Source organism: Pseudomonas benzopyrenica (genome assembly GCF_036884265.1).
Taxonomy (GTDB): Bacteria; Pseudomonadota; Gammaproteobacteria; order Pseudomonadales; family Pseudomonadaceae; genus Chryseomonas; species Chryseomonas benzopyrenica.
Map to the genome: position 1 here is coordinate 2,158,699 of NZ_CP145723.1, position 26,631 is coordinate 2,185,329.

The window sequence follows — 26,631 nt, forward strand, 5'->3', positions numbered from 1 at the left end:
GAAAACCAGTATCGGGCTATGCCATGGAACAAGTCGACGAGTTCGGCAGCTTCGGGGGTGACGACTTCGACCCTGACTGCCTGGAGATGATCAGGAACCAGCGCGACCTCTACGTCGAGGAGATCGCGATCATGCGCGGGATCATGGGCCGCCTGCGCCAGAACCTGCTCGCGGTGCTGGCCGAGCGCGACCACCTGTGGACCGAGGTCCGAATAGTCAGGGGTTTCAAGCAGCTCAGTGTCCAGCAATGGATGGCTGGCGGTGGCGATGGTGCTCCCGCGCCAACGCTGGAAGAGATCGACGTGAAGTATCACGAGCTGCTGCTGGCAGTGATCGTCACGCAGAAGGAAAGCGAGCACCTGCGCCGGGAGCTGGCTACGGCCAGGGCGATGGCTATCGACGAGAAGATGGACGCCGATCGGCTGCGCAGCCAGGTCAGTTGGCTGCAGGGAAAGCGGTAGGCTATCGGACGGCTCTAGGCCGCATGAATGCTGCGTTCTGGTAGCAGTGTCCCGCAAAAAAATACCCCGTTTGGCATTTGCCAATGCGTTTTCTCAAGCTATTGTCCAAATAGTAATACTGTCTGGGAGTGGCATATGGAGAAGCTGGCAGCTCGTTTAGCTTCGTTGCATCCTCCGGTTGGACACTTTCTGGAATGGAGGGCAGACGGTAGCTTGTTGGTCACCCTGATAGATCCTTCAGTGCCAGCTAAGGTGTCCAGGTTAATCGACCGAAAGCACATGCAGGACGTCCACTACCTCAATCTGGTAGTGCTTCACGCGGTGAATGAGCTTCGGAGAAAAGGATCCAGGGTGCCGCTGGAAGCAGATACCGTTTTGGTGAAGCAGGGAGGCGATCAGCTAGAAGCGTTCGCTTCACCAGAAATCGAAAAGCAGGACAGATAGGCCGAGGGTCGCGAGAGCACCCGCTACAACACAAAAGACCAGGCCGAACGCGAATGATGTGCTCTTTGGCATACGGTCTCCTGGCCGGTCATTCTCAGAGGTAATCGACCACCGCTCCTATGAGCGGTTGCTTGGCGCGCTAACTTTCCCTCGAAAGTCGGACGATTGGTGTCAATGTCGCTGCAGGGGAATCCGTAGAGGATTGGGTGTCGGCAGAACGCCGGAGCAGGGGGTAAACCTGTCTAATTGAAACCGGCGAAACCGCGCCAATACTGGGGCAAAGTCGGCCAAGGCGGCGAAACCGGATTAGACAGCTTCCGAAGCGAAGCCAGCACCTAGACACAACTACTACTGCAGTATGGATGGGTGAAATTTGGCAGCTTTCAGCAGTCGTCTATCACCACAATAGTGCGATGTGGTGATAGACGACTGGCTAAATCTGCAACCAGATACAACGTGGCGCAGGTTCGGCGGATTAGAGATCCCAGACAGCAGATCTGGTCCGATGACCAGCATCGTCTTTCAGCCGGACATCACCAGAACGATGGATCCCAAGATCCTCAGAAAGCACAGATAGCGTCCTACCGATTCCAGCATTCCAAGATCTGTGAACTGGAGTTTCGTAATCCGAAAGGAACTGCCCCTTCAGAAGCCGAATCACTTGGACAGTAGTCATTTGCTGGCAGCCATTTTCACGTTGACCTTTAATGATCAACGCGAGTAGGTTTTGAAACGCTTGTTTTTTTTGCATGTGGTTTCTCCATAAGGTAAGGGGGCCGGAAAAACCTAGCTCCCATACTATATGGTCTTGAGCGAGGCGATCCTGAAGCACCGCTTATCGGAAAGCCACATTTCCAGCATTTTACCGAAGAAGATCCGCTCAGCCTGGCGGTTCGCGCAAGGCTCCTACGCCGTCAGTTTTATGCCGTCCAGGCACTCATTCACTGAATGCCGGGGCCTGCGGGTGAGATGGGTTACTGACGCTCGACCTTCGCGAGGGCTTTTTCGGCGCCATCAGCTTGTGGTCCCTCGCCGGTGGCCAAGTTTTGTACGACGGATCTCTGAGCAAAACTCATCGAGGCTTCGGCTACTGGGCGAATGGCTTTGGTGGCCTGGCCGAGGGCGGTGTCCTCAGCGAGGACAGGGGCGGCGAGAAAGAGGGTGACCGAGCTGGTCAGGAGGTATCGCATACAGGCTTCCTTGCTGTGTGATCGCCAGGGTATCGGCATCCTGCCGGCTAGCTTGAGGTCATTTGTGCAAGCGCATCAGTATCGCAACGAAAAGGGCCGCCATGCCAATCGTACTCACTACTGCGATGGACGCTAGGATTCGAATTTCTCTGTCCGTCATTAGGTTCATAAGCACCTCCAGTGCTACGCGAATCCCTTGCACCAATCTAGCCATATGCGCTCATCCGTAGAAAGCGTTTCCGTAGGTCTAGATTCTAGGGTTGCCACGATAGAGGCGCGGATCACAGGGTCTCGGATCGCCTCGCTCATGACGGTATTTACGTTTGCTGCTACAAGCTGAGCAAGGCGGCTAGCTACGTCCAGGTGCGCCGGCGACTTAACTGCTTCGGGCATGTGGTAGCCATCCTTTGACGACGTAGCTAGAGGAAATCGAACAGCAAGAATGAGATGGCGACGAGGCCTACAGCACCCGCCGCCATGAAAAAGACAAGACCGCCCACGTAAGCTGCGCTCTTTCTGGACATAGGCCTCTCCTGCGCCGATCTCTCAGAACTGCTAAAGCTATGCTCTCAGATCGCCATCATTACTGACATGATGTGAAATTTTCGTCGGCACTTGAGGGTGCGATGGTTGAGAGCTGACGGCCGATTCAGAGCATTCCCAACCACTTCAAGCCGCACTCTTTCCAGAAAAAAGCCAGGCAAAATCGTTTCCGCATCGGTTTTGTTACCCTGCGCCAGCACTGGCTTTCAGAACACAAAATGGCAAAAGCTTGCGGAAACGATTCGAGTGTAAGACAATGATTTCGCTAGATTTTGGAGACGGATTGCAAATCCGTGTACGCCGGTTCGATTCCGACCTCGGCCTCCACTATTGAAAGCCCCGTAGATCTCAGGTCTACGGGGCTTTTCATCATCCAGGGATGTGTGAATACTGGATCAGGTTCTGCGGACTCGGAAATTGCTGAGTCCGGCTATGCCCGAGTGGTGAAACTGGTAGACACAAGGGACTTAAAATCCCTCGACTTAGCGGTCGTGCCGGTTCGATTCCGGCCTCGGGCACCATCCAAAGAAAAAGGCCACTCACGCATGAGTGGCCTTTTTTCGTTTAGGAGGGAATCGTCCAGTAGGGTGTTTCATCCGCGTCGCGTTCGATGCGGGAGCGGCTGTCGAGAATGAAGGCCTCGAGCATGGCGGCGTCGAGCAATTCGGTGCGGGCGATAGGGCGGTTGAGCACCGACTGACCGCTGCGGGAAAAGACCTCGACATCGTAGGCACGCTGATCGCGCGTGGAGATCACGCAGCGCAACGGCTCGAATCCGCCTTTCAGGGTGTTGAAGGCACTGGCGAGTTCGACATAGAGGGTCATCCGGAAGAGCTTCCTGTTCAAAGGTGGCACTGTGACAGCATTGGCTGCTACAGGGTTTCACCTTTGCAGAAAAGTGCCGTCATATCGCGATGCTAGTCGCAAAATCCCGGCGCTGCTTTCGGATTTTCATTGCCAGCCTTGCAGCCAGCATTCTGCATCCTGCAGCTCGTGCCAGTCCAGCGTCCAGGTGCGGCGAGTGAGAACGGCTTGTATATCTATCTGCGAGATGGGGTCGGTCTCGACGTCCGGGGTGTGGACGCGGGTGACGATGAAGTGCTTTTGCCGTTTCCGCGGCTGGACGGCAGTCCATTTGCTGAGCAGCAGCTTGTTGGGGTTGATCTGACGCTGCTTCATCCCTGCATGGCCTCCAGCAGAGGGGCGCTGCGATAACGCTGCAGCAAGGCTTCGAGGTTGCGATCGGGCATGGCGTGGGCCCTAAGCGCCGTGATGGTGCGCTCGACGTACTCCAGGGTGGTGCCGAAATGGCCGCAGGCTTCGGTCAGGACGCGATTGAGGATGTCATCGGAGAGGCTGCCGGCATAGCAGGGGAGATTACGTTTGAGCACGAAGCCAAGCGCCTGGACCTTGCTGCCGTCTTCGAGGTGACATTGCAGCCAGCGGGGGCGGTAGGAGCCATCTGGCATCTCCCGTTTCCAGAGCGCCAGCAGATGATCGTCCAGCTGATCATCGGGCAACTGGTAGGCGAAGCCCGAGCAGGAGCCGCCGCGATCCAGGCCCAGTACCAGGCCGGGCTGCTCGGGGGTGCCGCGGTGTAGCTGGGACCAGAGATAGAGGCCACGGTGATAGCCATGTACCCGAGCCCGGCGCACGGCGACGGCGGGGCACTCGGGGCGCCAGATCAGCGAGCCGTAGGCGAACAGCCACACCGGGCCGGGTTGGCGTTGGGCCAGGGTGGCCTCCAGAGAGGCTACGAGTTCAGGATGGGTGAGCGGGGTGGCGGGCGCCAGCTTGGGGGGATAGGAATCGTGGGTGCTGGAAGAAATCTGTCTATGCATATGTCGCCTGGTCCTCAACCGCTGGAGCTGCCAGGTCTAGGAACCCGGCACTAAGATCCTAACGAAAGTCCGGGAAGAACTCCTAGACCGTTCGTGCCCATCTTTATGACGCCTGGTTAGGTTGCAGCGAGAAACATGCCAGGGCGCACCGGAAAAGCGCCAGACGAAAAAAAGCCCGGCGGTTGCCGGGCTGAGAAAAGAGCACGAGACCAATCAGACGCTGGTGCGGATCAGGTGATCGAAGGCGGCCAGAGAAGCCTTGGCGCCTTCGCCCAGAGCGATGACGATCTGCTTGTAGGGCACGGTGGTGACGTCGCCTGCGGCGAAGACGCCGGGCAGGGAGGTCTGGCAACGGGCGTCCACTTCGATCTCGCCGCGCGGCGACAGCTCGACGGTGCCCTTGAGCCAATCGGTATTGGGCACCAGGCCGATCTGTACGAAGACGCCTTCCAGGTCGATGTGATGGAATTCGCTGGAGTTACGATCCTTGTAGACCAGGCCGTTGACCTTCTGGCCGTCACCCTTGACTTCACTGGTGAGGGCGCTGGTGATGACGGTCACGTTGGGCAGGCTGAACAGCTTGCGCTGCAGCACGGCGTCGGCACGCAGCTGGCCGTCGTACTCGATCAGGGTCACCTGGGCGACGATGCCGGCGAGGTCGATGGCGGCCTCGACACCCGAGTTGCCGCCACCGATCACGGCGACGCGCTTGCCCTTGAACAGGGGGCCGTCGCAGTGCGGGCAGTAGGCCACGCCGCGGTTGCGGTATTCCTGCTCGCCCGGGACGTTCATTTCGCGCCAACGGGCACCGGTGGCGAGGATCAGAGTCTTGGCCTTGAGCGAGCCGCCATCGGTGAAGCGAACCTCGTGCAGGCCGCCGGCTTCGTGGGCCGGGATCAGCTGCTCGGCGCGCTGCAGGTTCATGATGTCGACTTCGTACTGCTTGACGTGCTCTTCCAGCGCCATGGCCAGTTTCGGACCTTCGGTCTCCTTGATGGAGATGAAGTTCTCGATAGCCAGAGTGTCCAATACCTGACCGCCGAAACGCTCGGCGGCGACGCCGGTACGAATGCCCTTGCGTGCGGCATAGACGGCGGCTGCGGCACCGGCTGGGCCACCCCCGATGACCAGGACATCGAAGGCGTCCTTGGCATTGAGCTTGTCGGCGGAGCGGGCGGCGGCGCCGGTGTCGAGCTTGGCGACGATCTCTTCCAGGCCCATGCGGCCCTGGCCGAAGGGTTCGCCGTTCAGGTAGACGCTGGGCACGGCCATGATCTGGCGGCGCTCGACCTCGTCCTGGAACAGGGCGCCGTCGACGGCGACGTGCTTGACCCGGGGATTGAGCACGGCCATGAGGTTCAGGGCCTGCACCACGTCCGGGCAGTTCTGGCAGGAGAGGGAGAAATAGGTTTCGAACTGGTAGTCGCCGTCGAGGGCCTTGACCTGCTCGATGACGTCCTGGCTGGCCTTGGAGGGATGACCGCCCACCTGCAGCAGGGCCAGGACCAGGGAAGTGAATTCGTGGCCCATGGGCAGGCCGGCGAAACGCAGGTCGATGTTCTGACCAGGGGTCAGCAGGGCGAAGGAGGGGCGACGCGCATCGCTGCCGTCGGTGCTGAGGCTGACCTGATCGGACAGGCTGGCGATGTCCTGCAGCAGGCTGTGCATTTCACGGGACTTCGCGCCATCGTCGAGGGACGCGACGATCTCGATGGGGCGCGTGACGCGTTCGAGGTAGGTCTTGAGCTGGGCTTTCAGATTGGCGTCCAACATGGCGACGTGGCTTCCGTAAAAAATGGGCAAAAAAAGAGCGCGCGGGCAAGGCGCCCGGGCGCTCGGGCTAGATCAGGCGGGCGTTAGATCTTGCCGACCAGGTCCAGCGAGGGGGTCAGGGTCGCTTCGCCTTCTTTCCACTTGGCGGGGCAGACTTCGCCCGGGTGGTTGGCGACGTACTGGGCGGCGCGGACCTTGCGCAGCAGTTCGCTGGCGTCACGGCCGATGCCGTTGTCGTGGATTTCGCACAGCTTGATCTGGCCTTCCGGGTTGATCAGGAAGGTGCCACGCAGGGCCAGGCCTTCTTCTTCGATCAGTACTTCGAAGTTGCGTGCCAGGCGAGCGGTGGGATCGCCTACCAGCGGGTAGTTGACCTTCTTGATGGCTTCCGAGGTGTCGTGCCAGGCCTTGTGCGCGAAATGGGTGTCGCAGGACACGCCGTAGATCTCGACGCCCAGCTTCTGGAACTCGGGGTACAGGTCAGCAAGGTCTTCCAGTTCGGTGGGGCACACGAAGGTGAAGTCGGCCGGGTAGAAGACGATGGCGGACCACTTGCCCTTCAGATCGGCCTCGGTCACCTGGACGAATTTGCCGTTGTGGTAGGCGGTCGCGGTGAAAGGCTTCACTTCGGTGTTGATCAGGGACATTGATGACTCCTTGATGGGTTTAAGTCAGGGTTGAAATCGATAGGACGCATACTAATCGCATTTTGACGATTCACCTCATTGTTAAAGGCGATGCCAACGATTGGGCGTCTCTATCGGATACTACAGGTATTGAGTCAAATCAGTGACTTAGCCTGCCTCAGGCCGGGCCCAGCGCCTTAGTCGTAGCCGGATGCTGACCCCATTCGCTCCAGGAGCCGTCGTAGAGTCGACCATCCGGCAGGCCGGCGACGCTGAGGGCGAGCAGCAGCACCGCGGCGGTGACGCCACTGCCGCAGCTGGTGATTACCGGATGCAGGCCATCTATACCCAGGGCCTGGAAGCGCTGGCGCAGCTCCTGGGGTGGCAGCAGGGTACCGGCCGCGGTCAGCAGGCTGTCGTAGGGCAGACTCTGGCTGCCGGGCATATGGCCAGAGGCCACGCCTGGGCGTGGTTCGGGGGTTTCGCCAGTGAAGCGCTTGGCGCCGCGGGCATCAAGGACCTGGGTCTGGCCCAGGCTGAGCGCGGTCTGCACATCGCCCAGGCCACACAGCAGGCGATTGTTGAAGATGACCGGGTAGGGCGGCTGCGGGCTGGGCTGGTTTTCACCGGCCTCCAGCGGCAGGCCCTGTTCCCGCCAGAGTGGCAGGCCGCCATCGAGCACCATCACCTGGTCGTGGCCGAACAGGCGGAACAGCCACCAGGCCCGGGCAGCGGAGAAAAGGCCCTTCTGGTCGTAGACCACCAGGGTCGTCTCGGGGGTGACGCCCAATTCGCCCGCGAGGCGGGCGAAACGGCCCGCGCTGGGGACCATGTGCGGCAGCGGAGTGTCCGGATCGGAGAAGTGTTCGATATCGAAGCGCAGGGCACCCGGGATGTGCTGCTGTCGATAGGTCTCGTCGGCGATCTGGGGTTCGTTGGGCAGGTAGAGACTGGCATCGAGGATCAGCAGATCCGGGCGACCGAGTTGCTCCTGCAGCCAGGTGGCGGTGACCAGCGGGGAGGCGATCATGGGCGGCGTTCCTTGATGAACAAAGGGCGACAGCTTAGCGCGCCTGGCGCGACGTGGGCTGTCAGGGATCAGCGGATACTTTATCCTCGTCAGCCTGGCAACTGGATAGATGACTTATGAGCGAACTTAACGGGCAATCCACCGGCGGCAACGACTGGCAACTAGGACGGATCGTCGGTGAACTGCATGAGGCGCGCAGCCAATGGCGCGAGACCCATGGACGCTTCCGCGAATTCAGCGGCCGCGAGCTGCCGTCCCGCAGCGTCATGGCCAGCGTGATCGAATCCCTGAGCGGTGCGCTCTTTCCGCTGCGCCTCGGTCCGGATCAGTTGCGCCAGGAAAGCGAGGACTTCTATGTCGGCTTCGAGCTGGAGCGCGCGCTCAATGCGTTGATGATCCAGGCGAAGCTGGAGCTGGACTATTTCGCCAAGCAGCGTGGCGAGAATGGCGTCAATCGCGCCGACGAGGCGCGCCGGCTGGTGCAGGCCTTCGCCCTGGCGTTGCCGGACCTGCGCCGTCTGCTGGATACCGACGTGATCGCCGCCTACCAGGGCGATCCCGCGGCGCGCAGCGTGGACGAGGTGCTGCTCTGCTACCCGGGCATCCATGCGATGATCCATCACCGCATCGCCCACCACTTCTATCGCAGCGGCTTGCCGTTGCTGGCGCGCATGGTCAGTGAGCGGGCGCATTCGGCGACCGGGATCGATATCCATCCGGGCGCCCAGATCGGCGAAGGCTTCTTCATCGACCATGGCACGGGCGTGGTGATCGGCGAGACCTGCATCATCGGCGACCGGGTGCGCATCTACCAGGCGGTGACCCTGGGCGCCAAGCGCTTCCCAGCCGATGCCGAGGGCAATCTCAAGAAGGGCCACCCGCGCCACCCCATCGTCGAGGACGACGTGGTGATCTATGCCGGGGCGACCATCCTCGGGCGCATCACCATCGGCCAGGGCTCGACCATCGGCGGCAACGTCTGGCTGACCCATGGCGTGCCGGCCAACAGCAACGTCAGCCAGGCCAGCCTGCAGGGCTGCGCCGGTCTGGCTCAGGAGTAGTCGGCGGCGTTGTCACGAGCGAACTTGGCGAGAAAGCGCCGGGTTCGTTCCTCGCGTGGGTGATTGAACAACTCGGCCGCCGGGCCCTGCTCGACGATGCGCCCACCGTCCATGAACAGCACCCGGTGGGCGACGTCGCGGGCGAAGGCCATCTCGTGGGTGACGATGAGCAGGGTGCGACCCTCCTGGGCCAGCCCGCGGATCGTTTCCAGCACCTCGCCGACCCGTTCGGGATCCAGCGCCGAGGTGGGTTCGTCGAAGAGGATGGCCTGGGGGCGCATGGCCAGCGCCCGGGCGATGGCGACCCGCTGCTGCTGACCACCCGATAGCTGCCCTGGATAGCTGTCGACCTTATCGGCCAACCCGACCTTTGCCAGCAGCTCGCGACCGCGGACGAGGACGGTATCGCGCGGCTCGCCCTGGACGATGAGGGGACCCTCGATCACGTTCTCCAGCGCGGTGCGATGGGGAAACAGATTGAAGTTCTGGAAGACGAAGCCCATGCGCTGGCGCAACGTACGAATGCTGCCCTGCTGGGCCTTGAGCGGCCGGTTGGCATCGATGCGCAGGTCGCCCAGGCGGATGGTGCCGGCCTCGGGGGTCTCCAGCAGATTCAGGCAGCGCAGCAGGGTGGTCTTGCCCGAACCGCTGGGACCGATGATGGCCACCACCTCGCCTTGAGCCACCTGGAGGTCGATGGCCTGGAGCACGGTCTGCTGTTGAAAGGACTTGGATAGCCCCTGCACCTCGATCATGACGGGCCTCGTTCGTTGATGTGGCGTCCGTAGTGCCGCTCCAGGCGGTTCTGCAGGGTCGACAGCAGGCTCGCCAGCACCCAGTAGAGCAGCGCGGCGGCCAGGTACAGACTGAAGATCTCGAAGGTGCGGGCAGTGATCAGCTGGGCCTGGCGGAACAGCTCAGGCACCTGGATGGTGGCGGCCAGCGAGGTGTCCTTCACCAGCGAGATGAAGCTGTTGCCCAGCGGCGGCAGGGCGATGCGCAGGGCCTGGGGCAGGATGGCGCGCCTCAGGGTCTGCAACGGCGTCATGCCGATACTGGCAGCGGCTTCCCATTGGCCGCGGTCGATGGCGCCGATGGCCGAGCGGATGATTTCCGCGGTGTAGGCGGCCATGTTCAGCGAGAAGCCGATCAGCGCCGCCGGCAGCGGATCGAGCTGCAGGCCCAGCTCAGGCAGGCCGTAGTAGATGACGAACAGCTGCACCAGCAGCGGCGTACCCCGGAAGAACGAGATGTACAGCCGCGCCAGGCTGCGTAGCGGCAGACTCCGGGAGCGACGCAACAGGGCCAGGCCGAAGCCCAGCAGCAGGCCGAAGAACATGCCGCCGAGGCTGAGGACCACGGTCCAGATCGCGCCCTTCAGTAGGAAGGGCAGCGAATCGAGCAGGAGCTGTAGCGTGTCGCTCATTGGGTGACGTCGGCCTTGAACCACTTCTCGGAGATCTTGGCCAGGGTGCCGTCGGCGCGCAGCTTGGCGATGGCCTGGTCGACCGCGGCATGGAATTCCGGATTGCCCTTGCGCTCGGCGATGCCCGATTCCTGGCGGCTGAAAGGCTCACCGGCCAGGGCCAGCTTGTCCTTGGTCTTGGACAGCAATTCCAGGGCGGCCAGGCGGTCGACGAGGATGGCGTCGATACGGCCGACGCGCAGATCCTGGTACTTGGTCGGATCGTCTTCGTAGGTGCGCACGTCCGCCTTGGGTACGTTCTGGCGCAGCCACTGCTCGTAGTTGGTTCCCAGGCCGACACCGACCTTCTTGCCGGCGAGATCGGCGGCGGTCTTGATACTGTCGACGTCGTCCTTGCGCACCAGGGCCTGGATGCCGGAGACGGTGTAGGGGGTGGAGAAATCGTATTTCTTCTTGCGCTCGTCGCTGATGGTGACCTGGTTGATCACCACGTCCAGCCGACGGGATTCCAAGGCGGCCAGCAGGCCATCCCACTTGCCGGGCTGAATCTTGGCATCGACGCCCAGCTCCTTGGCCAGGGCCTTGGCGAAGTCCACTTCGAACCCGGTCAGTTGGCCCTGTTCGTTCTGGAAGCTGAAGGGTGGGTAGGTGCCTTCCAGGCCGACGACGAGTTCGCCGCGCTGCTTGACGGTCTGCAGGAGGTCTTCCGCCTGGGCGGTGGCCTGGTGGGCCAGGCCCAGGGCCAACAGCAGGGCGGCGCTACGGAGCAGACGCTGGGGGAGAGGCTTGCGCATGAAGGAAATCCTTGAGGTTGTGAGGGTGCGCCACTATGGGGGTGTCTGATCTGACATCCCAAGTCCGAAAACTGCTGACGTTATGCCATCGTCCAGTTCGTTGGCTAGCCGATCACGCCAACCAGTCGCCATAGGCGAAGGTGCCCGGCGCGCCGCCGGTGTGCAGGAAGACCAGCGGGCCGGGTGGCAGGGCGCCGCTCGCCACCAGGTCCAGCAGGCCGGCCATGGCCTTGCCAGTGTAGACCGGGTCGAGCACCAGGCCTTCCAGTCGGCCCAGCCGGCGAATGGCCGCCAGGGTGCCGGCATTGGGTTCGCCATAGCGGGGGCCGAAGTAGCCGTCGCGCAGTTGCGGCGGATCCTGGGGCGGCGCGACGCCCAGCAGCTCGGCCAATTGCTGGCGCAGCTGGGTGACCTTGGGCAACTGGTCGGCCTGGGTACGGGAGACGGTGACGCCGATCACTGGCAGGTCGGGGCGCAAATGGTGCAAGGCCAGATCCAGGCCGGCCTGGGTGCCGGCACTGCCGGAGGCCAGGATGATGGCCGCGGGTTGCAGGTCCAGGGCGTCCAACTGAGCGTCCAGTTCCAGACCCGCACGCACATAGCCGAGGGCGCCCAGGGCGCTGGAGCCGCCAATGGGGATCACCCAGGGCTTGCGCCCTTGTTGGCGCAGGCGCGCGGCTTCGGCCTCCAGCTGGCGGATCGGGTCATCGAGTGCAGCGACCGACCTGATCTCGGCACCGAACAGTTCCAGCAGCAGGCGATTGCCGCCGTGCAGATAGCCGTGATCCGCGGTGGCGATGGGATTTTCCAGCAGGGCGACGCAGGCCAGGCCCTGTTGCGCGGCGACGGCGGCGGTCTGACGGACATGATTGGACTGGATGGCCCCGGCGGTCACCAGGGTGTCGGCGCCGGCGGCCAGCGCCTCGGCGACCAGGTATTCCAGCTTGCGCACCTTGTTGCCGCCCAGGGCCAGGCTGGTAGTGTCGTCGCGCTTGCAGTAGACCGGTCGGCCCAGCTCCGCCGAGAGCCGCGGCAGGACCTCCAGCGGGGTCGCCGAGGGTTGCAGCGTCAGGCGCGGAAAGCGGGCGAGGGCAGTGGCGAGCATGGCGGGACCCTGGGCAGTGAAGAGGGCATCACTCTAGGGCCAAGCCTCGCCCGCCAGCAATCCTGGCCTCAGGCGAGGTCCGGACGACGCGCCCAGGCCTGGGGCACCAACGAGCGCAGCAGCACGCCGTAGAGGGGGACGAAGAGCAGCAGGCTGACCGTCAGCTTGACGCCGTAGTCGACCAGGGCGATCTCCGGCCAGTGGCTGGCCATGAAGGGATTGTCGCTGTGCCAGAAGGCGATGGAAAAGAAGGCCAGGGTATCGAGGGCGTTGCCGAACAGGGTCGAGACCGTGGGCGCCAGCCACCAGTGGCGCGAACGCCGCAGCCGGTCGAACACCTGGATGTCGAGCAGCTGGCCGAGCACATAGGCGCAGAAGCTCGCCAGGGAGATGCGCAGGACGAAAACATTGAGCGCGGCCAGCGCCGCCCAGCCCTGGAAGCTGCCGTCCTGGAACAGCACCGAGACCGCGTAGGAAACCACCAGCGCTGGGATCATGACCCGGGCGATGACCTGGCGGGCCGGCGCCTTGCCCATCACTCGGACGGTGAGGTCGGTGGCGAGAAAGATGAAGGGAAAGCTGAAGGCGCCCCAGGTGGTGTGCCAGCCGAACAGCTGCAGCGGCAACTGCACCAGGTAGTTGCTGGCGATGATGATGAGGATATGGAAAGCGACGAGCGCGGCCACCAGGGCACGCTGTGGGGTGGCAAGCAAGGCAGACATGGGCAGTCCTTTTTTGGTTACCTGGGGTGAGGGAACCCAGGGCGCTGAGGCAGGGCGGCATTCTACGGATTCGCGGCGCGCCTGGCGAGGGTGCGGTGGTCGGCGCCCGATCGAAAGGCTCATCGGCGCGATGGGCAGAGCGGGCAGCCTCCTGCTAACTTGTACGACTTCCGCACCGACAGAGAGCTTCCTGATGCACTTTCGATCGCTGGGTCGTACCGATCTCAAGGTTAGCGCCATCGCGCTGGGCACCATGACCTGGGGTGAGCAGAACACCGAGGCCGAGGCCTTCGAACAGCTGCGTGCCGCCAAGGCCGCTGGGGTCAACTTCATCGACACGGCGGAGATGTATCCGGTGCCGCCACGTGCCGAGACCTATACCCGCACCGAGACCATTATCGGCAACTACTTCCGTCGGCATGGCGATCGCGCCGACTGGGTGCTGGCCAGCAAGGCGGCCGGTCCGGGGCGCGACATGGACTATATCCGCGAGGGCGGTCTGGCCTTTACCAAGGCCAATCTCACCGCGGCGTTGGAGGCCAGTCTCCAGCGGCTCAACACCGACTATCTGGATCTCTACCAGCTGCACTGGCCGGATCGCCGCACCAACTATTTCGGTCAGCTGGGCTACGAGCACAGCGAGGCGGCCTTCACGCCCCTCGAAGAGACCCTGGAGGCCCTCGACGGCCTGGTGCGCGCGGGCAAGGTCCGCCATGTGGGGCTGTCCAACGAGACGCCCTGGGGCGTCCAGCAATTCCTGCAGCTGAGCGAGACCCGGGGTTGGCCGCGGGTGGTCTCCATCCAGAATCCCTACAACCTGCTCAATCGCAGCTTCGAGGTGGGCCTGGCCGAGCAGGCCATCCGCGAGCAGGTGGGCCTGCTGGCCTATTCGCCGCTGGCCTTCGGCGTGCTGGCGGGCAAGTACCTGCAGGGCGCGCGCCCGGAAGGGGCGCGGCTGACCCTGTTCGAACGCTTCCAGCGCTACAGTAATCCCCAGGCGCAAAGGGCTGCCCAGGCCTATGTCGAGCTGGCACGGGAACGCGGTCTGGATCCGGCGCAGATGGCTCTGGCCTTCGTCACCAGCCGGCCCTTCGTGACCAGCAACATCATCGGCGCCACCTCGCTCGTTCAGCTGGAAAGCAACCTGGCGAGCAGCGAATTGGTACTGGACCAGGACACCCTGGCCGCCATCGAAGCCATCCACGTCGACCAGCCCAATCCGGCGCCCTGATCGCGTGGTATCCGGCGCCCGGTACAGCAGCGGTACCGGGCGCTTTTTTTGGCTCGCCTGACTGGACGGTGACCAACAGGGCAGTGGCGCAAGGCCTGCTGTCCGCGACGCCTATTAAAACTGCGGCCTCGACGCCCTAGAGTCGGTCGGACCTCCTACGCCTGCAGGTATCCGTCATGACGTCGTACGAAATCGTGCTCCTGGGTGACCAGGACGCTTCCATCGTGGCTCATCAGGCCATCCCCCAGGCCCTGGCGCTGACCGCCAGGGCATTGGGCATCACGTTGCGATCACGCTGGCTGCCGAGTGTGGCGGCCGATGGCGCCCTGGCTGAGTGCGATGGCCTCTGGTGCGTGCCGGGCAGTCCCTACCGTAATCGAGACGGGGTGCTGGCGAGCATTCGCACCGCCCGTGAACGGCGGATTCCCTTTCTCGGTACCTGTGGCGGGCTGCAGTACGCCCTGCTGGAGTACGCTCATGCCGTGTTGGGCTGGACGGACGCGGCCCACGCCGAGGAGGATCCGCTGACGTCGCGAGCGCTGCTGGCGCCCCTGAGCTGTGCCCGCATCGAGTATCACAATGAGCTCCGCCTGGAGCCCGGTTCGCGCCTGGCGGAGGGCGAGGGCGGTCTGCGGGCGCAGGCCAGCTATCACTGTCGCTTCGGCGTGAATCCCGAGTACCTGCCGGCCTTGCTCGCCGCCGGCTGGCGGGTACTGGCCTGGGACGAGGAAGAGGTGCCCGTGGCCTTCGAGCTGGCCACCCAGCCCTGTCACTTCGGCACCCTCTATCAGCCCGAGCGTGAAGCGCTGACCGGCCGGGTGCCCGCCGCGGTGCGCGCCTGGCTGGAGGCCGTGGTCGCAGCGCGGAGACTACAACCATGAGCCGGCCGGACCTACCGCCCGATTGCGTGGTGATCGCCTTCGTCTCGCAACGGGCAGACGACGATCCGGCCTATGAGCGCATGGCGGCGCGCATGCTGGAGCTGGCGCAGGCGCAACCGGGCTTTCTCTGGGTGGAATCGGTACGCGGCGCCGATGGCCTGGGCATCACCCTGTCCTATTGGACCGACCAGGCCGCGGTCGCGGCCTGGGGTGCCCATCCGGAGCATCGCCAGGCGCAACGGTTGGGCCATGAACGCTGGTATCGCTGGCATGACACCCGGGTCCTGCGATTGCTGTCGTCGCGCTCCGGGACTGGCGTCATTCCAGGCGGATCGCGCCCAGCGCTGGAGTGACGCGAATCCAGCCGATGCGACTGTCTTCGCCGATCAGCATGACCTTCTTCCAGGGGCGGAAGGGCGCGCTTTCCAGGACCAGGATGCGATCACCCGGTTCGAGCATGGCGAGCAGTTGGCGATTGGCGACCACGCTGCGCTCCGGCATCGAGGGATACTGCATCAGCGGAATCTGGCCGCCACGGATCTGCCAGGTTTCGCCACTGGCTGCGTTGATGAAGGTCGGCAGCCGCGTCAGCAGGATGGCCAGCGCGAAGAACCCGATCAGCAGCAGGACCAGCCGCTGCGTCACGGTGCGGGCGGCAACGATATCGGGTGACAGCTTGCCAAGCGAGGACATGGGAATGGCTCTGGGCGGCGGACGGTAGAGGCTCGATGCTACCGTCGTGCGGCCCATTGACATCATTCACATGAAGGAAAGGTCAACGGCTGCTCATTCGCCAGTGCCAGACTGTGAACGGCCGCAAAGCGGCCGGCTAGAGGGGCGGCTCAGGGCGCCAGCTGGCGGGTGACTTCCACGGCCTTGTCGAAGGACGGATAGCCACTCTTGGCCACCGCCAGCTCGCCATAGGCGCTCTTGTAGGTCTGCGCCTGGATGGGATCCGCTTCAGGAACCAGGAAGGGATCGGTGTACAGGCGATAGAGCAGGGCATAGGCCAGCGGATAACGATGATCGGCAGAGGCGTTCAGCAACTCCAGGACATCATCGGTCTGCGGGCCCTGCTTGATGGCGATCACCGCGCGATAGAACTCCACCTCGCCATCGGCACTGGTCCCGCCGTTGCGCAAGAGCAGGGCATCCGCGAGCTTGAGCTGTTCTTCGCTGCCACCCAATACCAGCAGCTTGGCCTGCAACAGGTCGTTCTGGCGCAGCAGGGTGGTCTGTTCCGCGCTGAGCGGCCGCGTTTCCGCTACCTCGTGGTGACCGCCCAGGGAGCAGCCGGCGAGGGAAACACACAGCAACGGGAGCATCCATTTCTTCATGTCGAGATCTATCCGCGGAGTCGTGACGCTGGTTCCAAACTTTGGACGATAGCAGTTCTTTGCAGCTTTGCGCAGAACCGGAAGGCAATCCTGGAGTCGTATCCGCACGTCCACAGAGCGCCCATGCCTGGCTATTTCCAGCGTCGCGCGCTTCGGGCATTGTATGCGACAAGCGGCTGGATAGACCGCCGTTCGTTTTGCCTTCACGTACAGATCAAAGGACTCCCATGATCACCAAATGTCTGTTTCCGGCAGCCGGCTATGGCACTCGTTTTCTCCCTGCGACCAAAGCCATGCCCAAGGAAATGCTGCCCATTGTGAACAAGCCGCTGGTGCAGTACGCCGTGGAGGAAGCTCTGGAGGCGGGCCTGCATCAGATCGGGATCGTCACCGGTCGTGGCAAGCGCTCGCTGGAAGACCATTTCGACATCAGCTACGAGCTGGAAAGCCAGATCAAGAACACCGACAAGGAAAAGTACCTGGTCGGCATTCGCAAGCTGATCGACAACTGCACCTTCTCCTACACCCGTCAGGTGGAAATGAAGGGCCTGGGTCACGCCATCCTGACCGGCCGCCCGCTGATCGGTGACGAGCCCTTCGCCGTGGTCCTGGCGGACGACCTCTGCCTGAACCTGGAAGGCGACAGCGTCCTCAAGCAGATGGTCAAGCTGTACAACCAGTTCCGCTGCTCCATCGTGGCCATCCAGGAAGTCCCGGCCAACGAGACCAACAAGTACGGTGTGATCGCCGGCGAGATGATCCGTGATGACATCTACCGGGTGAACAACATGGTCGAGAAGCCCAAGCCGGAAGATGCGCCGTCCAACCTGGCGATCATCGGCCGCTACATCCTGACCCCGGACATCTTCGACCTGATCGAACAGACCGAGCCGGGCAAGGGTGGCGAGATCCAGATCACCGACGCCCTGATGAAGCAGGCCCAGGACGGTTGCGTACTGGCCTACAAATTCAAGGGCCAGCGTTTCGATTGCGGTAGCGCGGAAGGCTTCGTGGAAGCCACCAACTTCTGCTTCGAGAATCTGTACAAGGCGCTGTAAGACGCCCTGTACGATGGACGAGGCCACCCTGCGGGTGGCCTCGTCGTTTCTGGCGGTCGGCCAGCCGTGCCGCTGCCCGGGGTGGCCTTGCGTTATGCTGGCGCCAGCAGCAGCAGAGAGAGAGCTCCATGACGACCTATGATTTCGACCTCTTCGTGATCGGCGCCGGTTCGGGCGGCGTGCGCGCGGCGCGTTTCGCCGCCGACTTCGGGGCCCGGGTGGCGGTAGCGGAAAGCCGTTACCTCGGCGGGACCTGTGTGAACGTGGGCTGCATGCCCAAGAAATACTTCATCTACGGCGCTTCCTTTCGCGATGAATTCCGTCAGGCCCGGGGCTACGGCTGGGACGCCGAGGTCCCGGCCTTCGACTGGAATACCCTGGTCGCCAGCAAGGATCACGAGATCCGCCGGTTGAACGGCATCTACCGCGCCCTGCTGGTCAACAGCGGAGTGACCCTGCTGGAGGCCCATGCCCGCATCCTCGATCCCCACACCGTCGAGGTGGAAGGCCGGTGTTATCGCTGCGAGCGCATCCTCATCGCCACCGGTGGCTGGCCGGACGTACCGGATTTCCCTGGTCGCGAGCATGCCATCACCTCCAACGAAGCCTTCTACCTGCCGGAGCTGCCCAAGCGGGTGGTGGTGGTGGGCGGTGGCTACATCGCCGTGGAATTCGCCTCGATCTTCCAGGGCCTGGGCGCCAAGACCACCCTGCTGTATCGCCGCGAACTGTTCCTGCGCGGCTTCGACCAGGGCGTGCGCGAGCACCTGCGCGACGAGATGCTCAAACGTGGCCATGATCTGCAGTTCAACGCCGACGTGGCGCGGATCGACAAGGTCGCCGATGGCAGCCTGCAGGTGACGCTCAAGGACGGGCGCGTCCTGGAAGCCGATTGCGTCTTCTATGCCACTGGCCGCCGGCCGATGCTGGATGACCTGGGGCTGGAAAACACCGGGGTCGCCCTGGACGAGCGGGGCTTCATCGAGGTCGGCGAGACCTTCCAGACCACGGAGCCATCGATCTACGCCATCGGCGACGTCATCGGTCGGGTGCAACTGACCCCGGTGGCGCTGGCCGAGGGCATGACCCTGGCGCGACACCTGTTCAGCCCCGACAGCTATCGCCCGCTGAACTACGACCTGATCGCCAGCGCGGTCTTCAGCCTGCCCAACCTGGCCAGCATCGGCCTGAGCGAGGAAGAGGCGCGCGAGCGTGGCCACCGGCTGAAGATCTTCCAGAGCAGCTTCCGGCCGACTAAGCTGAGCTTGACCGAGGTGCAGGAGCGCACCCTGATGAAGCTGGTGGTGGATGCTGACAGCGATCAGGTGCTGGGTTGCCACATGGTGGGGCCGGACGCCGGCGAGCAGATCCAGTGCCTGGCCATCGCCCTCAAGGCCGGAGCGACCAAGGCCTGCTTCGACGACACCCTGGGCATCCACCCCACCGCCGCGGAAGAGTGGGTCACCATGCGCAAACCGGTTCGCGAGGACGAGGCGCGCTGATCGGGCGCCTCGCCGCCGCGCGCATTACTTGGGTAGCGGCGCTACCACGGGCGTGACAGGCGCTACCGCCTCACGCTTGGCGTAGCGCTGGGCCAGCACCGCGCAGACCATCAGCTGGATCTGGTGGAACAGCATGATCGGCAGCAGCACCGGCCCCATGGTGCTGCCGGCGAACAGCACCTTGGCCATGGGCACCCCCGTGGCCAGGCTCTTCTTGGAACCGCAGAAGACCACGGTGATTTCGTCTTCCTTGCTCATGCCCAGCAGCCGCGCGCTGTAGCGGGTGGCGAGCAGCACCAGGGTCAGCAGGGTGGCGCAGATGAACACCAGGCCCACCAGCGACAGGATCGGCGTCTCCCGCCAGAGGCCTTCGATCACCGCTGCACTGAAGGCGGTATAGACCACCAGCAGGATGGAGCCCTGGTCGACGAACTTGAGCTTGCCCTTGTGGCGGTCCACCCAGTGGCCGATCACCGGGCGCAGCAGCTGGCCGGCGACGAAGGGCAGCAGCAGCTGGACGCAGATCTTGACGATGGCATCCAGGGTGCTCTGGCCATCCGAGCCGCCATGGGCGTCGAGCAGCAGCCGGACCAGCAGCGGCGTGAGGAAGATACCGAGCAGGCTGGACAACGACGCGCTGCAGACAGCCGCCGAGACATTGCCGCGGGCCATGGAAACGAAGGCGATGGAGGACTGCACCGTGGCGGGCAAGGCGCACATGAACAGCACGCCCAGATAGAGCTCGGGCGTCACCAGCGGCGCCAGCAGCGGCTGCAGCGCCCAGCCCAGCAGCGGAAAGCTGATGAAGGTGAAGGCGAACACCAGCAGGTGCAGCCGCCAATGGGTGATGCCGGCCACCAGTGCCTGGCGCGACAGCTTGGCACCATGCAGGAAGAACAGCAGGCCGATGGCGATGTTGGTCACCACGTTGGCGATCTGGGCGGCGAGGCCCCGGCAGGGCAGCACGCTGGCGAGAATCACCGTGGCGACCAGCATTAGGGTGAAGTTATCGGGCATCAGGCGGGGACGAGCCATGGTCTCTCTCGGGTTGTCTGCGAATAGCCCCAAGGCTATCGTCTCCTGCCCTAGCCGACTAACGCGAAAAGCCCCAATGATGTCGTCAAACGGACAGTCTGCGGTCGAACGTCCCGTTCCCGAACTCGCCAACCTGCCACGGCGCCTCTATGCCCGGGTCGAATCCCTGGCGCAACCGGCCTGGACACCCTGGCACCGGCATCCCTGGGGGCAGCTGTCCTATGCCATCAAGGGCGTGCTCACGGTGACCACCGCCGAAGGCAGCTATGTGGCGCCACCGCAGCGGGCGGTGTGGATCGCCGCCGATGTCGAGCATCAGGTGCGTTCCTCGCCCAGGGCGGAGATGCGCAGTCTCTATGTCAGTGCCGAGGCGGCGCCCTATGTCGGTGAGCGCTGTCGGGTGGTGGCGGTGAGTCCCTTGATCCGTGAGCTGATCAAGACCTTCAGTGGCTTCGCCCGGGAGTATGACGAGGACGGCACCGAGGGAAGGCTGGTGTCGGTGATGCTGGATCAGTTGCAGGCGGCGCCCGAGGTGGGGCTATCGCTGCCGGCGCCCCAGGATGGCCGGCTGCGCCTGCTGTGCGAGGCCCTGGCGGCCAATCCGTCGGACGATCGTACCCTGGCGCAGTGGTCCGGGGTGCTGGGCGCCTCGGAAAAGACCCTGAGCCGGGCCTTTCTGCGGGATACCGAGCTGACCTTCAGAACCTGGCGGCAGCGGTTGCGGCTGATCAGTGCCCTGGAGCGCCTGGAGCAGGGCGCCGCGGTGACCGAGGTGGCGCTGGATTGCGGCTACAACTCGCCGTCGGCCTTTATCGCCGCCTTTCGCCGGCAGTTCGGCGCGACACCCGGGGCCTTCGCCCTGGGGGCCTAAGGGTCAGGCGGTAGCGCCAAGCAGATTCAGGTAGTCGCCGAAGCCGCCGCGCGCGCGGCAATCCAGCCGTGAGCTGGTACGGACGCGTACGCTGTTGCTCCAGGCGATGCGTGCGCCCTGGGTCTTGAGCGCGGTGACCAGGCTGACGTCTTCGTCCACGGTCATGGACGGAAAGCCGCCGGCTTGCAGATAGGCTGCGGTAGAAATGCCGAAGTTGGCGCCATGGATGTGCTGATGGCCTTCGCGGTCGTGATAGGCCGCCTCGTAGCGGGCTCTCAGACCAGGCGAATGTGGCGTCCAGTCATCCACCTCCACTACGCCACAGACGGCATCGGCGCCATAGGCGAGCTGGGCGGCGAACCAGTCCGGCGCCACCTCGGAGTCCGCATCGGTGCAGGCCAGCCAGCGAGCGCCACGCTGGATCAGGTGCGCCGCACCGGTCGCCCGGGTCAGGCCGACGTTGCAGGCCCAGACCTCCAGGGCGGTCACCGGCAAGCGGTGAACGATGTCGGCGGTGCCGTCGGTGCAGCTGTCCAGCACGATGACGATCTCGACGGCTTCACCCAGCAGCGCCGGATGTCGCGCGGCGCGCAGCACCGATTGCAGGCAGCGTTCGACGTGTTGCTCTTCGTTATGAGCGGGTATCACGGCACCTATCATAGAAGCTGCTCCCGGCGGGCGACGGAGGTGGGGTCGGAGGACCAGAGGGTGAGGAGAAAATCGGATTCTTCGAGGTGGCTCAGGCGATGCAGGCCGGGCAGGGCGGCCATGCGTTCGTGGACCTGGTCGCCGGTCAGGGCGCAGCCTTCGATGGGGTGGCGCCAGTGGCAACCGAGCAGGACGCCGCCGGGTAGCAGGGCGCTGTGAGCGCGATCCAGCAAGGCCGCCAGGCCGTTCTCGCCGAGGTAGTAGCCGATCTCGCTGATGACGATGAGATCGAAGGCGCCTGCCGGCCAGGCGTCCGGCAACAGCAGGTGGCGTACCTCGACATGGGCCTGATCGGCCAGGCGCTCGCGGGCCGTGGCGACCGCGGAGGCGTTGCCGTCGCTGACCAGCAGGCGTTCGCAACGCTCGGCCAGCCGCCTGGACAGCTCACCGGTGGAACAGCCCGGCTCGTAGCCCTGGGTGTAGCGGCGGTGGGGCAGCATGGCCAGGGTCAGGTCCCGCTTGCGCGCCTCGTACCAGCGATGACGATAGTCCCAGGGGTCTTCACTGCTGGCGTACAGGGAGTCGAAATAGCTCATGGAGACGGTCACGTCAGATAGACCTCCCAGGCACGGGTGAGACGGGCGACCACCGCAGGCGGCAGGATCGGCCCCTGTCCCGTGCTGGCATCCTCGGTCAACTGACTGCCGAAGGCATTCACCGCATGCTTCTTCAGCGCCAAAACGTCTTCTTCCAGATCCAGGCGGCGCGCTCTTTCCCAGGGCACCCGTGGGTCACCCGGAGTGGCCCAGTGCCAGGTCCAGACCGGTACTTCGATGCAGCGAGCGCCACGCAGCCGGCAGGCTTCCACCGCGGCGCGGCCGGTGGCTTCGTGATCGGGATGGCCATCCAGCCGCCAGGTGGCGAAGACCACGTCCTCGGGCGTGATGAATTCCAGCAGCCGCTGTTGCAGGACGGCTTCCTGCTCGCTCACCTGGCCATCCGGAATCGCCAGGCGCGTCACGGTGGCGCGCTCCAGGCGCAGGCGGCGCAAGGCTTCGCGGGTCTCGAGCGGACGGGTATTGCGCAGTCGGGTGGTGGGCCAGAGGGTGGATCGCGGATGACTACCATCGCCATCGGTGACCGCCACCAGCGCCAGGCGGCGCCCCAGTTCACCCAGCTGGCAGAGCAGGCCGCCGCAGCCCAGGATCTCGTCGTCCGGATGAGGCGCGACGACCACCGCGCGATGTCCGGGCGGGACCAGTTGCGACGCCTCGATGGCCGGCATCTCGCCAAAGCCGGACCACTGTAGCCAGGCCTCGGGCGTGGTGCCGGCTCCTTGAATCTGACGATCGCCTACAGTTGCCAAGGGGCACCCTCCAGCAGATTGAGGTCACCCAGTACCGCCAGATCACGCTCGGCATGACTCTGGCGCAGGTAGACCGGCAGGTCCGCCATATGGCGGGCGCAGTAGGCGTCGCGGCATAGCGGGGCGGCGCCAAAGGCCCGGCCGGTATGGCGGACGACGATTTCGGCGCACTGTTCGACCAGGGCCCGTAGCTGGCAGATGGGATAGCGGGCGTCCGCTACAGGCTCCTGATCTATCCAGTGGGCCGCCTGACGCAGCGCGGTCGCGGCGCCGAGCAACGCGGCATCCACGTGGCCCAGATGGGCCAGGGCATGGGGCTCGCGATGGCGTTTGCAGTAGGCGCGCAGGGTGTCGGCCAGGGCGGTGGCCGAGCCATACCAGCAGGCGGCAATGCCCCCGCCGCCGTGCCAGAAGCCAGGGCGATGCAGATAACGGCCAGGGGCACCGACCAGTACGCCGGCTGCACCATCGAACAGCACGTCGACGCTGCCCGTATGCTGCATGCCGATCGCCCGCCAGCCGTCCTGAGTGACCTCGACGCCGGGTTGATTCATTTCCACCGCCACCAGCATCGGATGGTCGTCCATCCAGGCGGTAACTAGGGCGTGACTGACCAGAGCGGCACCGGAGCACCAGGACTTGCGGCCGTGCAGGGTGACCATGCTGTCGGCGCCATAGCGCACCAGCAGCCGGGCATCCGGCGGCTCGGCGGCCCAGACACCCCAGAGGCTGGCGGGAGGCGGCACGAAGCCATCCAGTTCGCTGAGGATGGCGAGGGCGTCGGTGTGGCCTTCGTACAGCTTGACCAGGCCCAGGTCGTGATTGGCTACCTTGGCCAGGGCGCGCCAGCGCTCCAGGGTCTGCCCCTGGCCTGGCAGCGGCAGGCGATCGAGGCCGCGCTGGTTGAGAATCTGGAGTCGGTGTTGCAGCAGTGCAGGAGTGACCTCGTCATAGGCCCACTCGTCCAGGGTGTCCTGAAGGTTATCCAGATCGATCGACATCGGCTCCATCCCGTGGCTGGCGACGGCGCTGTCCACGACAACGCTCGTTAGTGCAGACCACGGGCAACGCGGAGGGGTTTCGCTTAGGCGGTACGTTGGCCGACGGCAGGCGCGTCGCTACTCGACGCCCAGCCGTTTGCGCCGTGCCGCCGTGAGGCCCTGGCGCACCTTGGCATACCCGGCCCAGGGATCGTCCTTGAGCGCTTCGAGGCGTGGCAGCAGGGAGTCGAAGCGCCATTGATCGCTCGCCTCCAGGGTCGACAGCTCCTCGCGAGCGATGGGCACCGAAACGCCAAGGTGCGGACGGGCGCGCAGGGAAAAGGCGCTGACCGTGGTGGCGCCATGGCGATTGCGCAGGTAGTCGACGAAGATCCGCCCCTGGCGATTCTGCGCGCCCATCTTGGCGGCGAAGAGCTTGGGCAAGGTATTGGCCAGGTGCTGCGCTGCCGCCTGAGCGAAGGCCTTGACGATCTCCCAGTCCTGGCGCCGATCCAGGGGCACCACCAGGTGCACGCCGCGACCGCCGCTGGTCTTGACGAAGGCCTGCAGCTCCAGTTCGTCGAGCAGGGTCAGTACCAGTTCCGTCGCCTCCACCATGCGCGACCAGGGCAGGGTGGGATCAGGGTCGAGATCGAGGATGAAGCGGTCGGGGCGCTCGATACGGTCAGCGGTGGCATTCCAGGTATGGAGTTCCACCGTACCCATCTGGGCCGCACCGATGAGCGCCTCGCGGCTGTCGATGACCATCAGGGGAGCGTGGCCGGGATCCAGTGCCGGATCCAGTTCGCGGATGTGGGGGATCGCCAGGGTCTGCTTGTGCTTCTGGAAGATCTGCTCTCCGGCGATGCCCTCGGGCGTGCGGACCAGGGCAACGGGGCGGTCGGCCAGGTGCGGCAGGAGCCAGTCGGCGACGGCGGCGTAATAGCCGGCCACGTCGAGCTTGCGGGCGCCGCTGGCGTCGTCGATGACCCGCTCCGGATGGCTGATGCGTACCCCGGCCACGGTGGCATCCCTCTGCTTGCCTGCGGACGGGCGGCGTGAGGCAGAGTGGCGCGCCGCCTCGGCCTCCCGGGCCGGAGTCGCCTCCTCCAGCCCGATCTCCCGGGCTGGCTTGTCGTCGCGCAGGCCATGGAAGACGCCCTGGCGGACGATGCGATCCTGGGTCATCTCGGCGTAGGCGATTTCGCACAGCTGTTCGGGCTTCAGCCAGGTCACCTCGCGGTAGGCGGCGCCCTTGGGCGGATCCACCACGGGTGGCCGCTCTACGATCAGCGGCTGGAATCTGCCATGCAGTTGTTTGAGCATCGCTGCGGTGAAACCGGTGCCGACCTTGCCAGCATAGTGCAACTCCCCTTGCTCATCATGCAGCGCCACCAGGAGCGCGCCCAGGTGCTGCCGCCCGCCCTTGGGCGGGGTGTAGCCGACGATGATGAATTCCTGGCGGTGGGCACACTTGAGCTTGATCCAGTCCTTGTTGCGCCGAGAGCGATAGGGGCTGCCCAGGCGCTTGCCGATAACCCCCTCGAGACCGAGTTCGCAGGCACTCGCCAGGATGCGATCGGCGGGCACCTCGAAGGCGGCGGAAAAGCACAGCAGGTCGCTGTCGTTGCTGTCCTCCAGCAGTTTGCCCAGCAGCTCGCGGCGCTGCTCGACCGGGACCTCGCGCAGGTCTGCACCGTTCAGATAGGGCATGTCGAATAGGTAATAGGCGATGCGGGTGGCCTTGCCGGTCTCGAAGGCATTCTGCAGCGCTTGGAAGCTTGAGACGCCCTGGCCGTCGTTGACCACGATCTCGCCGTCCAGCCAGGCGTTGTCGAGGCCCAGCGCGGCCAGCGCCCGGGCCTGTTCCGGCAGGCGCTCGGTCCAGTCGTTGCCGCTACGGGTGAAGAGGCGCACCTCGCCGCCTTCGATGTGGGCGAGCAGGCGGTAGCCGTCGTATTTCACCTCGTACAGCCAGTCGCCGGCGGGTGGACTGTCGACCAGGGTGGCCAGTTGCGCCTCCAGGGTCTCCGGTAATTCGGCCTTACGCGCCTTGGCCCTGCGTGCCGGCGGCTTGGGACTGGTCGAGCGGGTGCTGGCCTTGGTCTGCTTGCCCTGACCCAGGCGCGGCAGGGTCTTGTCGCTCAGCACGCTGTCGGGCTCGGCGGCGGTCACGTCGTAGTCGGCGATGTCACGGGCCTGGTCGTCGCGTTCCTTGATCAGCAACCACTGAGGCTTGTCGCTATGGCCCTGCAACCGGGTGCGCACCAGGGTCCAGTGGCCGCGCAGCTTTTCGCCCCTGAGTTCGAACTTGAGTTTGCCGGCGGCATAGCCCTCGGCCGCATCGCCATCGGCCTGCCACTCGCCGCGATCCCAGACGATGACGTCGCCCGCGCCGTACTGACCTTCGGGAATGCTGCCCTCGAAACTGCCGTAGGCGAGGGGATGATCCTCGACCTGCACCGCCAGGCGCTTTTCACCCGGGTCCAGGCTGGGCCCCTTGGGCACCGCCCAGCTCTTGAGGGTGCCGTCCAGTTCCAGGCGGAAGTCATAGTGCAGACGGCGCGCGTCGTGCTTCTGGATGACGAAGCTCATGGCGCCCTTGGCCTTGCGTCGACGTGGGTTGTCCTCGTCACGCGGCTCGGCGGTGATGTCGAAGTTGCGCTTGCGGTTGTATTCGCTGGTCGAAGGAGCCATGGCAGCGAT

The 26,631-nt window shown here is 64.4% G+C and carries 28 protein-coding genes and 1 tRNA gene; 9 read left to right on the forward strand and 20 right to left on the reverse strand.

The features are described from left to right. Positions 1-23: 23 nt before the first annotated feature. Positions 24-461 carry a hypothetical protein gene (locus tag V6W80_RS10150; protein ID WP_338546895.1) on the forward strand — a complete coding sequence of 146 codons (438 nt, stop codon included), beginning with the start codon at positions 24-26 and terminating at the stop codon, positions 459-461. A gap of 1,418 nt (positions 462-1,879) precedes the next feature. Here the strand turns inward: V6W80_RS10150 and V6W80_RS10155 are convergent. Next, positions 1,880-2,095, reverse strand: coding sequence for a hypothetical protein (locus tag V6W80_RS10155; protein WP_338546896.1), 216 nt, complete (start codon positions 2,093-2,095; stop codon positions 1,880-1,882). A 977-nt stretch (positions 2,096-3,072) separates the two neighbouring features. On the opposite strand from V6W80_RS10155, the gene V6W80_RS10160 reads away from it, so the two are divergent. Further along, positions 3,073-3,159, forward strand: a tRNA-Leu gene (locus V6W80_RS10160). Between the two features lie 43 nt (positions 3,160-3,202). Here V6W80_RS10160 and V6W80_RS10165 read toward each other — a convergent pair. From V6W80_RS10165 to sseA, 6 genes are all read right to left on the reverse strand, one after another. After that, the gene (locus tag V6W80_RS10165) at positions 3,203-3,463 is read right to left on the reverse strand and encodes a hypothetical protein (protein ID WP_007161858.1); all 261 of its coding nucleotides are present in this window, start codon (positions 3,461-3,463) and stop codon (positions 3,203-3,205) included. Between the two features lie 126 nt (positions 3,464-3,589). Beyond that, on the reverse strand, positions 3,590-3,817 hold the full coding sequence (locus tag V6W80_RS10170) for a TIGR02450 family Trp-rich protein (RefSeq protein WP_338546897.1): 228 nt from the start codon (positions 3,815-3,817) through the stop codon (positions 3,590-3,592). After that, the gene (locus V6W80_RS10175; protein WP_017639979.1) at positions 3,814-4,479 is read right to left on the reverse strand and encodes a gamma-glutamylcyclotransferase; all 666 of its coding nucleotides are present in this window, start codon (positions 4,477-4,479) and stop codon (positions 3,814-3,816) included. The genes V6W80_RS10170 and V6W80_RS10175 overlap by 4 nt, the downstream gene beginning before the upstream one ends. Before the next feature lie 213 nt (positions 4,480-4,692). Beyond that, positions 4,693-6,252, reverse strand: a complete 1,560-nt coding sequence (ahpF, locus tag V6W80_RS10180; protein WP_068384018.1) for an alkyl hydroperoxide reductase subunit F — start codon at positions 6,250-6,252, stop codon at positions 4,693-4,695. A gap of 83 nt (positions 6,253-6,335) precedes the next feature. Continuing rightward, the gene (gene ahpC, locus V6W80_RS10185; protein WP_007161854.1) at positions 6,336-6,899 is read right to left on the reverse strand and encodes an alkyl hydroperoxide reductase subunit C; all 564 of its coding nucleotides are present in this window, start codon (positions 6,897-6,899) and stop codon (positions 6,336-6,338) included. Positions 6,900-7,056: 157 nt separating this feature from the next. Next, positions 7,057-7,908, reverse strand: a complete 852-nt coding sequence (gene sseA, locus V6W80_RS10190) for a 3-mercaptopyruvate sulfurtransferase (RefSeq protein ID WP_338546899.1) — start codon at positions 7,906-7,908, stop codon at positions 7,057-7,059. 116 nt (positions 7,909-8,024) lie between these two features. Between sseA and epsC the strand changes: the two genes are divergently transcribed. Beyond that, positions 8,025-8,969 (forward strand): serine O-acetyltransferase EpsC, encoded by a 945-nt coding sequence (gene epsC / locus V6W80_RS10195; RefSeq protein ID WP_017639976.1) that lies wholly within the window; start codon positions 8,025-8,027, stop codon positions 8,967-8,969. Here epsC and tcyN read toward each other — a convergent pair. From tcyN to V6W80_RS10220, 5 genes are all read right to left on the reverse strand, one after another. Continuing rightward, entirely contained in the window at positions 8,960-9,724 is a 765-nt protein-coding gene (gene tcyN / locus V6W80_RS10200; protein ID WP_338546901.1) for an L-cystine ABC transporter ATP-binding protein TcyN, read from the reverse strand. The two genes, epsC and tcyN, sit on opposite strands and share 10 nt — an antisense overlap. After that, on the reverse strand, positions 9,721-10,395 hold the full coding sequence (tcyL, locus tag V6W80_RS10205; protein ID WP_160922313.1) for a cystine ABC transporter permease: 675 nt from the start codon (positions 10,393-10,395) through the stop codon (positions 9,721-9,723). Before tcyL ends, tcyN begins: the two co-directional genes overlap by 4 nt. Next, positions 10,392-11,189: a cystine ABC transporter substrate-binding protein gene (gene tcyJ / locus V6W80_RS10210; RefSeq protein ID WP_338546902.1), complete on the reverse strand. Its 798-nt coding sequence runs from the start codon at positions 11,187-11,189 to the stop codon at positions 10,392-10,394. The genes tcyL and tcyJ overlap by 4 nt, the downstream gene beginning before the upstream one ends. 112 nt (positions 11,190-11,301) lie before the next feature. Continuing rightward, positions 11,302-12,294 (reverse strand): D-cysteine desulfhydrase, encoded by a 993-nt coding sequence (locus V6W80_RS10215; RefSeq protein WP_338546903.1) that lies wholly within the window; start codon positions 12,292-12,294, stop codon positions 11,302-11,304. 68 nt (positions 12,295-12,362) lie between these two features. Next, on the reverse strand, positions 12,363-13,016 hold the full coding sequence (locus V6W80_RS10220) for a 7-cyano-7-deazaguanine/7-aminomethyl-7-deazaguanine transporter (RefSeq protein ID WP_338546904.1): 654 nt from the start codon (positions 13,014-13,016) through the stop codon (positions 12,363-12,365). A gap of 193 nt (positions 13,017-13,209) precedes the next feature. Here V6W80_RS10220 and V6W80_RS10225 point away from each other — a divergent pair, with 193 nt between their 5' ends. The 3 genes from V6W80_RS10225 to V6W80_RS10235 all read left to right on the forward strand — a co-directional run bounded on the left by V6W80_RS10225 (position 13,210) and on the right by V6W80_RS10235 (position 15,481). Beyond that, a complete protein-coding gene (locus tag V6W80_RS10225) occupies positions 13,210-14,247 on the forward strand; it encodes an NADP(H)-dependent aldo-keto reductase (protein WP_338546905.1) in 1,038 nt (345 codons plus the stop codon). A gap of 176 nt (positions 14,248-14,423) precedes the next feature. After that, positions 14,424-15,128, forward strand: coding sequence for a glutamine amidotransferase-related protein (locus V6W80_RS10230; protein ID WP_338546907.1), 705 nt, complete (start codon positions 14,424-14,426; stop codon positions 15,126-15,128). Then, positions 15,125-15,481 (forward strand): antibiotic biosynthesis monooxygenase family protein, encoded by a 357-nt coding sequence (locus tag V6W80_RS10235; RefSeq protein ID WP_338546909.1) that lies wholly within the window; start codon positions 15,125-15,127, stop codon positions 15,479-15,481. Before V6W80_RS10230 ends, V6W80_RS10235 begins: the two co-directional genes overlap by 4 nt. On the opposite strand, the gene V6W80_RS10240 is transcribed toward V6W80_RS10235, so the two are convergent. Then, positions 15,447-15,821 carry a hypothetical protein gene (locus V6W80_RS10240; protein ID WP_064308804.1) on the reverse strand — a complete coding sequence of 125 codons (375 nt, stop codon included), beginning with the start codon at positions 15,819-15,821 and terminating at the stop codon, positions 15,447-15,449. The genes V6W80_RS10235 and V6W80_RS10240 overlap by 35 nt on opposite strands. Positions 15,822-15,970: 149 nt before the next feature. Continuing rightward, positions 15,971-16,453, reverse strand: coding sequence for a hypothetical protein (locus tag V6W80_RS10245; RefSeq protein ID WP_231355378.1), 483 nt, complete (start codon positions 16,451-16,453; stop codon positions 15,971-15,973). A gap of 239 nt (positions 16,454-16,692) precedes the next feature. Here V6W80_RS10245 and galU point away from each other — a divergent pair, with 239 nt between their 5' ends. Both galU and gorA read left to right on the forward strand, forming a co-directional pair. Continuing rightward, positions 16,693-17,523 carry a UTP--glucose-1-phosphate uridylyltransferase GalU gene (gene galU / locus V6W80_RS10250; protein WP_007161840.1) on the forward strand — a complete coding sequence of 277 codons (831 nt, stop codon included), beginning with the start codon at positions 16,693-16,695 and terminating at the stop codon, positions 17,521-17,523. A 128-nt stretch (positions 17,524-17,651) separates the two neighbouring features. After that, complete coding sequence (gene gorA, locus V6W80_RS10255; protein WP_257706155.1) at positions 17,652-19,025, forward strand: glutathione-disulfide reductase; 1,374 nt, start codon at positions 17,652-17,654, stop codon at positions 19,023-19,025. Between the two features lie 24 nt (positions 19,026-19,049). On the opposite strand, the gene V6W80_RS10260 is transcribed toward gorA, so the two are convergent. Continuing rightward, positions 19,050-20,060, reverse strand: a complete 1,011-nt coding sequence (locus V6W80_RS10260) for a bile acid:sodium symporter family protein (RefSeq protein WP_068384035.1) — start codon at positions 20,058-20,060, stop codon at positions 19,050-19,052. Positions 20,061-20,136: 76 nt separating this feature from the next. Between V6W80_RS10260 and V6W80_RS10265 the strand changes: the two genes are divergently transcribed. Further along, positions 20,137-20,931 carry an AraC family transcriptional regulator gene (locus tag V6W80_RS10265; protein ID WP_338546913.1) on the forward strand — a complete coding sequence of 265 codons (795 nt, stop codon included), beginning with the start codon at positions 20,137-20,139 and terminating at the stop codon, positions 20,929-20,931. Positions 20,932-20,934: 3 nt separating this feature from the next. Here the strand turns inward: V6W80_RS10265 and V6W80_RS10270 are convergent, their stop codons facing one another. From V6W80_RS10270 to ligD, 5 genes are all read right to left on the reverse strand, one after another. Continuing rightward, the gene (locus tag V6W80_RS10270) at positions 20,935-21,591 is read right to left on the reverse strand and encodes a glycosyltransferase (RefSeq protein ID WP_017639962.1); all 657 of its coding nucleotides are present in this window, start codon (positions 21,589-21,591) and stop codon (positions 20,935-20,937) included. Beyond that, positions 21,588-22,187 carry a class I SAM-dependent methyltransferase gene (locus V6W80_RS10275; RefSeq protein WP_017639961.1) on the reverse strand — a complete coding sequence of 200 codons (600 nt, stop codon included), beginning with the start codon at positions 22,185-22,187 and terminating at the stop codon, positions 21,588-21,590. Before V6W80_RS10275 ends, V6W80_RS10270 begins: the two co-directional genes overlap by 4 nt. Further along, entirely contained in the window at positions 22,184-22,945 is a 762-nt protein-coding gene (locus V6W80_RS10280) for a PIG-L deacetylase family protein (RefSeq protein ID WP_338546916.1), read from the reverse strand. The genes V6W80_RS10275 and V6W80_RS10280 overlap by 4 nt, the downstream gene beginning before the upstream one ends. Beyond that, positions 22,933-23,946 carry an acyl-CoA dehydrogenase gene (locus tag V6W80_RS10285; protein ID WP_371913893.1) on the reverse strand — a complete coding sequence of 338 codons (1,014 nt, stop codon included), beginning with the start codon at positions 23,944-23,946 and terminating at the stop codon, positions 22,933-22,935. The genes V6W80_RS10280 and V6W80_RS10285 overlap by 13 nt, the downstream gene beginning before the upstream one ends. A 117-nt stretch (positions 23,947-24,063) precedes the next feature. Further along, positions 24,064-26,622 carry a DNA ligase D gene (ligD, locus tag V6W80_RS10290; RefSeq protein ID WP_338546919.1) on the reverse strand — a complete coding sequence of 853 codons (2,559 nt, stop codon included), beginning with the start codon at positions 26,620-26,622 and terminating at the stop codon, positions 24,064-24,066. Positions 26,623-26,631 lie beyond the last annotated feature (9 nt).

Excerpts from the sequence above, each read along its gene's own strand:
- V6W80_RS10150 (WP_338546895.1), top strand. The coding sequence starts at position 24 with ATGGAACAAGTCGACGAGTTCGGCAGCTTCGGGGGTGACGACTTCGAC.
- V6W80_RS10155 (WP_338546896.1), bottom strand. The coding sequence starts at position 2,095 with ATGCGATACCTCCTGACCAGCTCGGTCACCCTCTTTCTCGCCGCCCCT.
- V6W80_RS10165 (WP_007161858.1), bottom strand. The coding sequence starts at position 3,463 with ATGACCCTCTATGTCGAACTCGCCAGTGCCTTCAACACCCTGAAAGGC.
- V6W80_RS10170 (WP_338546897.1), bottom strand. The coding sequence starts at position 3,817 with ATGAAGCAGCGTCAGATCAACCCCAACAAGCTGCTGCTCAGCAAATGG.
- V6W80_RS10175 (WP_017639979.1), bottom strand. The coding sequence starts at position 4,479 with ATGCATAGACAGATTTCTTCCAGCACCCACGATTCCTATCCCCCCAAG.
- ahpF (WP_068384018.1), bottom strand. The coding sequence starts at position 6,252 with ATGTTGGACGCCAATCTGAAAGCCCAGCTCAAGACCTACCTCGAACGC.
- ahpC (WP_007161854.1), bottom strand. The coding sequence starts at position 6,899 with ATGTCCCTGATCAACACCGAAGTGAAGCCTTTCACCGCGACCGCCTAC.
- sseA (WP_338546899.1), bottom strand. The coding sequence starts at position 7,908 with ATGATCGCCTCCCCGCTGGTCACCGCCACCTGGCTGCAGGAGCAACTC.
- epsC (WP_017639976.1), top strand. The coding sequence starts at position 8,025 with ATGAGCGAACTTAACGGGCAATCCACCGGCGGCAACGACTGGCAACTA.
- tcyN (WP_338546901.1), bottom strand. The coding sequence starts at position 9,724 with ATGATCGAGGTGCAGGGGCTATCCAAGTCCTTTCAACAGCAGACCGTG.
- tcyL (WP_160922313.1), bottom strand. The coding sequence starts at position 10,395 with ATGAGCGACACGCTACAGCTCCTGCTCGATTCGCTGCCCTTCCTACTG.
- tcyJ (WP_338546902.1), bottom strand. The coding sequence starts at position 11,189 with ATGCGCAAGCCTCTCCCCCAGCGTCTGCTCCGTAGCGCCGCCCTGCTG.
- V6W80_RS10215 (WP_338546903.1), bottom strand. The coding sequence starts at position 12,294 with ATGCTCGCCACTGCCCTCGCCCGCTTTCCGCGCCTGACGCTGCAACCC.
- V6W80_RS10220 (WP_338546904.1), bottom strand. The coding sequence starts at position 13,016 with ATGTCTGCCTTGCTTGCCACCCCACAGCGTGCCCTGGTGGCCGCGCTC.
- V6W80_RS10225 (WP_338546905.1), top strand. The coding sequence starts at position 13,210 with ATGCACTTTCGATCGCTGGGTCGTACCGATCTCAAGGTTAGCGCCATC.
- V6W80_RS10230 (WP_338546907.1), top strand. The coding sequence starts at position 14,424 with ATGACGTCGTACGAAATCGTGCTCCTGGGTGACCAGGACGCTTCCATC.
- V6W80_RS10235 (WP_338546909.1), top strand. The coding sequence starts at position 15,125 with ATGAGCCGGCCGGACCTACCGCCCGATTGCGTGGTGATCGCCTTCGTC.
- V6W80_RS10240 (WP_064308804.1), bottom strand. The coding sequence starts at position 15,821 with ATGTCCTCGCTTGGCAAGCTGTCACCCGATATCGTTGCCGCCCGCACC.
- V6W80_RS10245 (WP_231355378.1), bottom strand. The coding sequence starts at position 16,453 with ATGCTCCCGTTGCTGTGTGTTTCCCTCGCCGGCTGCTCCCTGGGCGGT.
- galU (WP_007161840.1), top strand. The coding sequence starts at position 16,693 with ATGATCACCAAATGTCTGTTTCCGGCAGCCGGCTATGGCACTCGTTTT.
- gorA (WP_257706155.1), top strand. The coding sequence starts at position 17,652 with ATGACGACCTATGATTTCGACCTCTTCGTGATCGGCGCCGGTTCGGGC.
- V6W80_RS10260 (WP_068384035.1), bottom strand. The coding sequence starts at position 20,060 with ATGGCTCGTCCCCGCCTGATGCCCGATAACTTCACCCTAATGCTGGTC.
- V6W80_RS10265 (WP_338546913.1), top strand. The coding sequence starts at position 20,137 with ATGATGTCGTCAAACGGACAGTCTGCGGTCGAACGTCCCGTTCCCGAA.
- V6W80_RS10270 (WP_017639962.1), bottom strand. The coding sequence starts at position 21,591 with ATGATAGGTGCCGTGATACCCGCTCATAACGAAGAGCAACACGTCGAA.
- V6W80_RS10285 (WP_371913893.1), bottom strand. The coding sequence starts at position 23,946 with ATGTCGATCGATCTGGATAACCTTCAGGACACCCTGGACGAGTGGGCC.
- ligD (WP_338546919.1), bottom strand. The coding sequence starts at position 26,622 with ATGGCTCCTTCGACCAGCGAATACAACCGCAAGCGCAACTTCGACATC.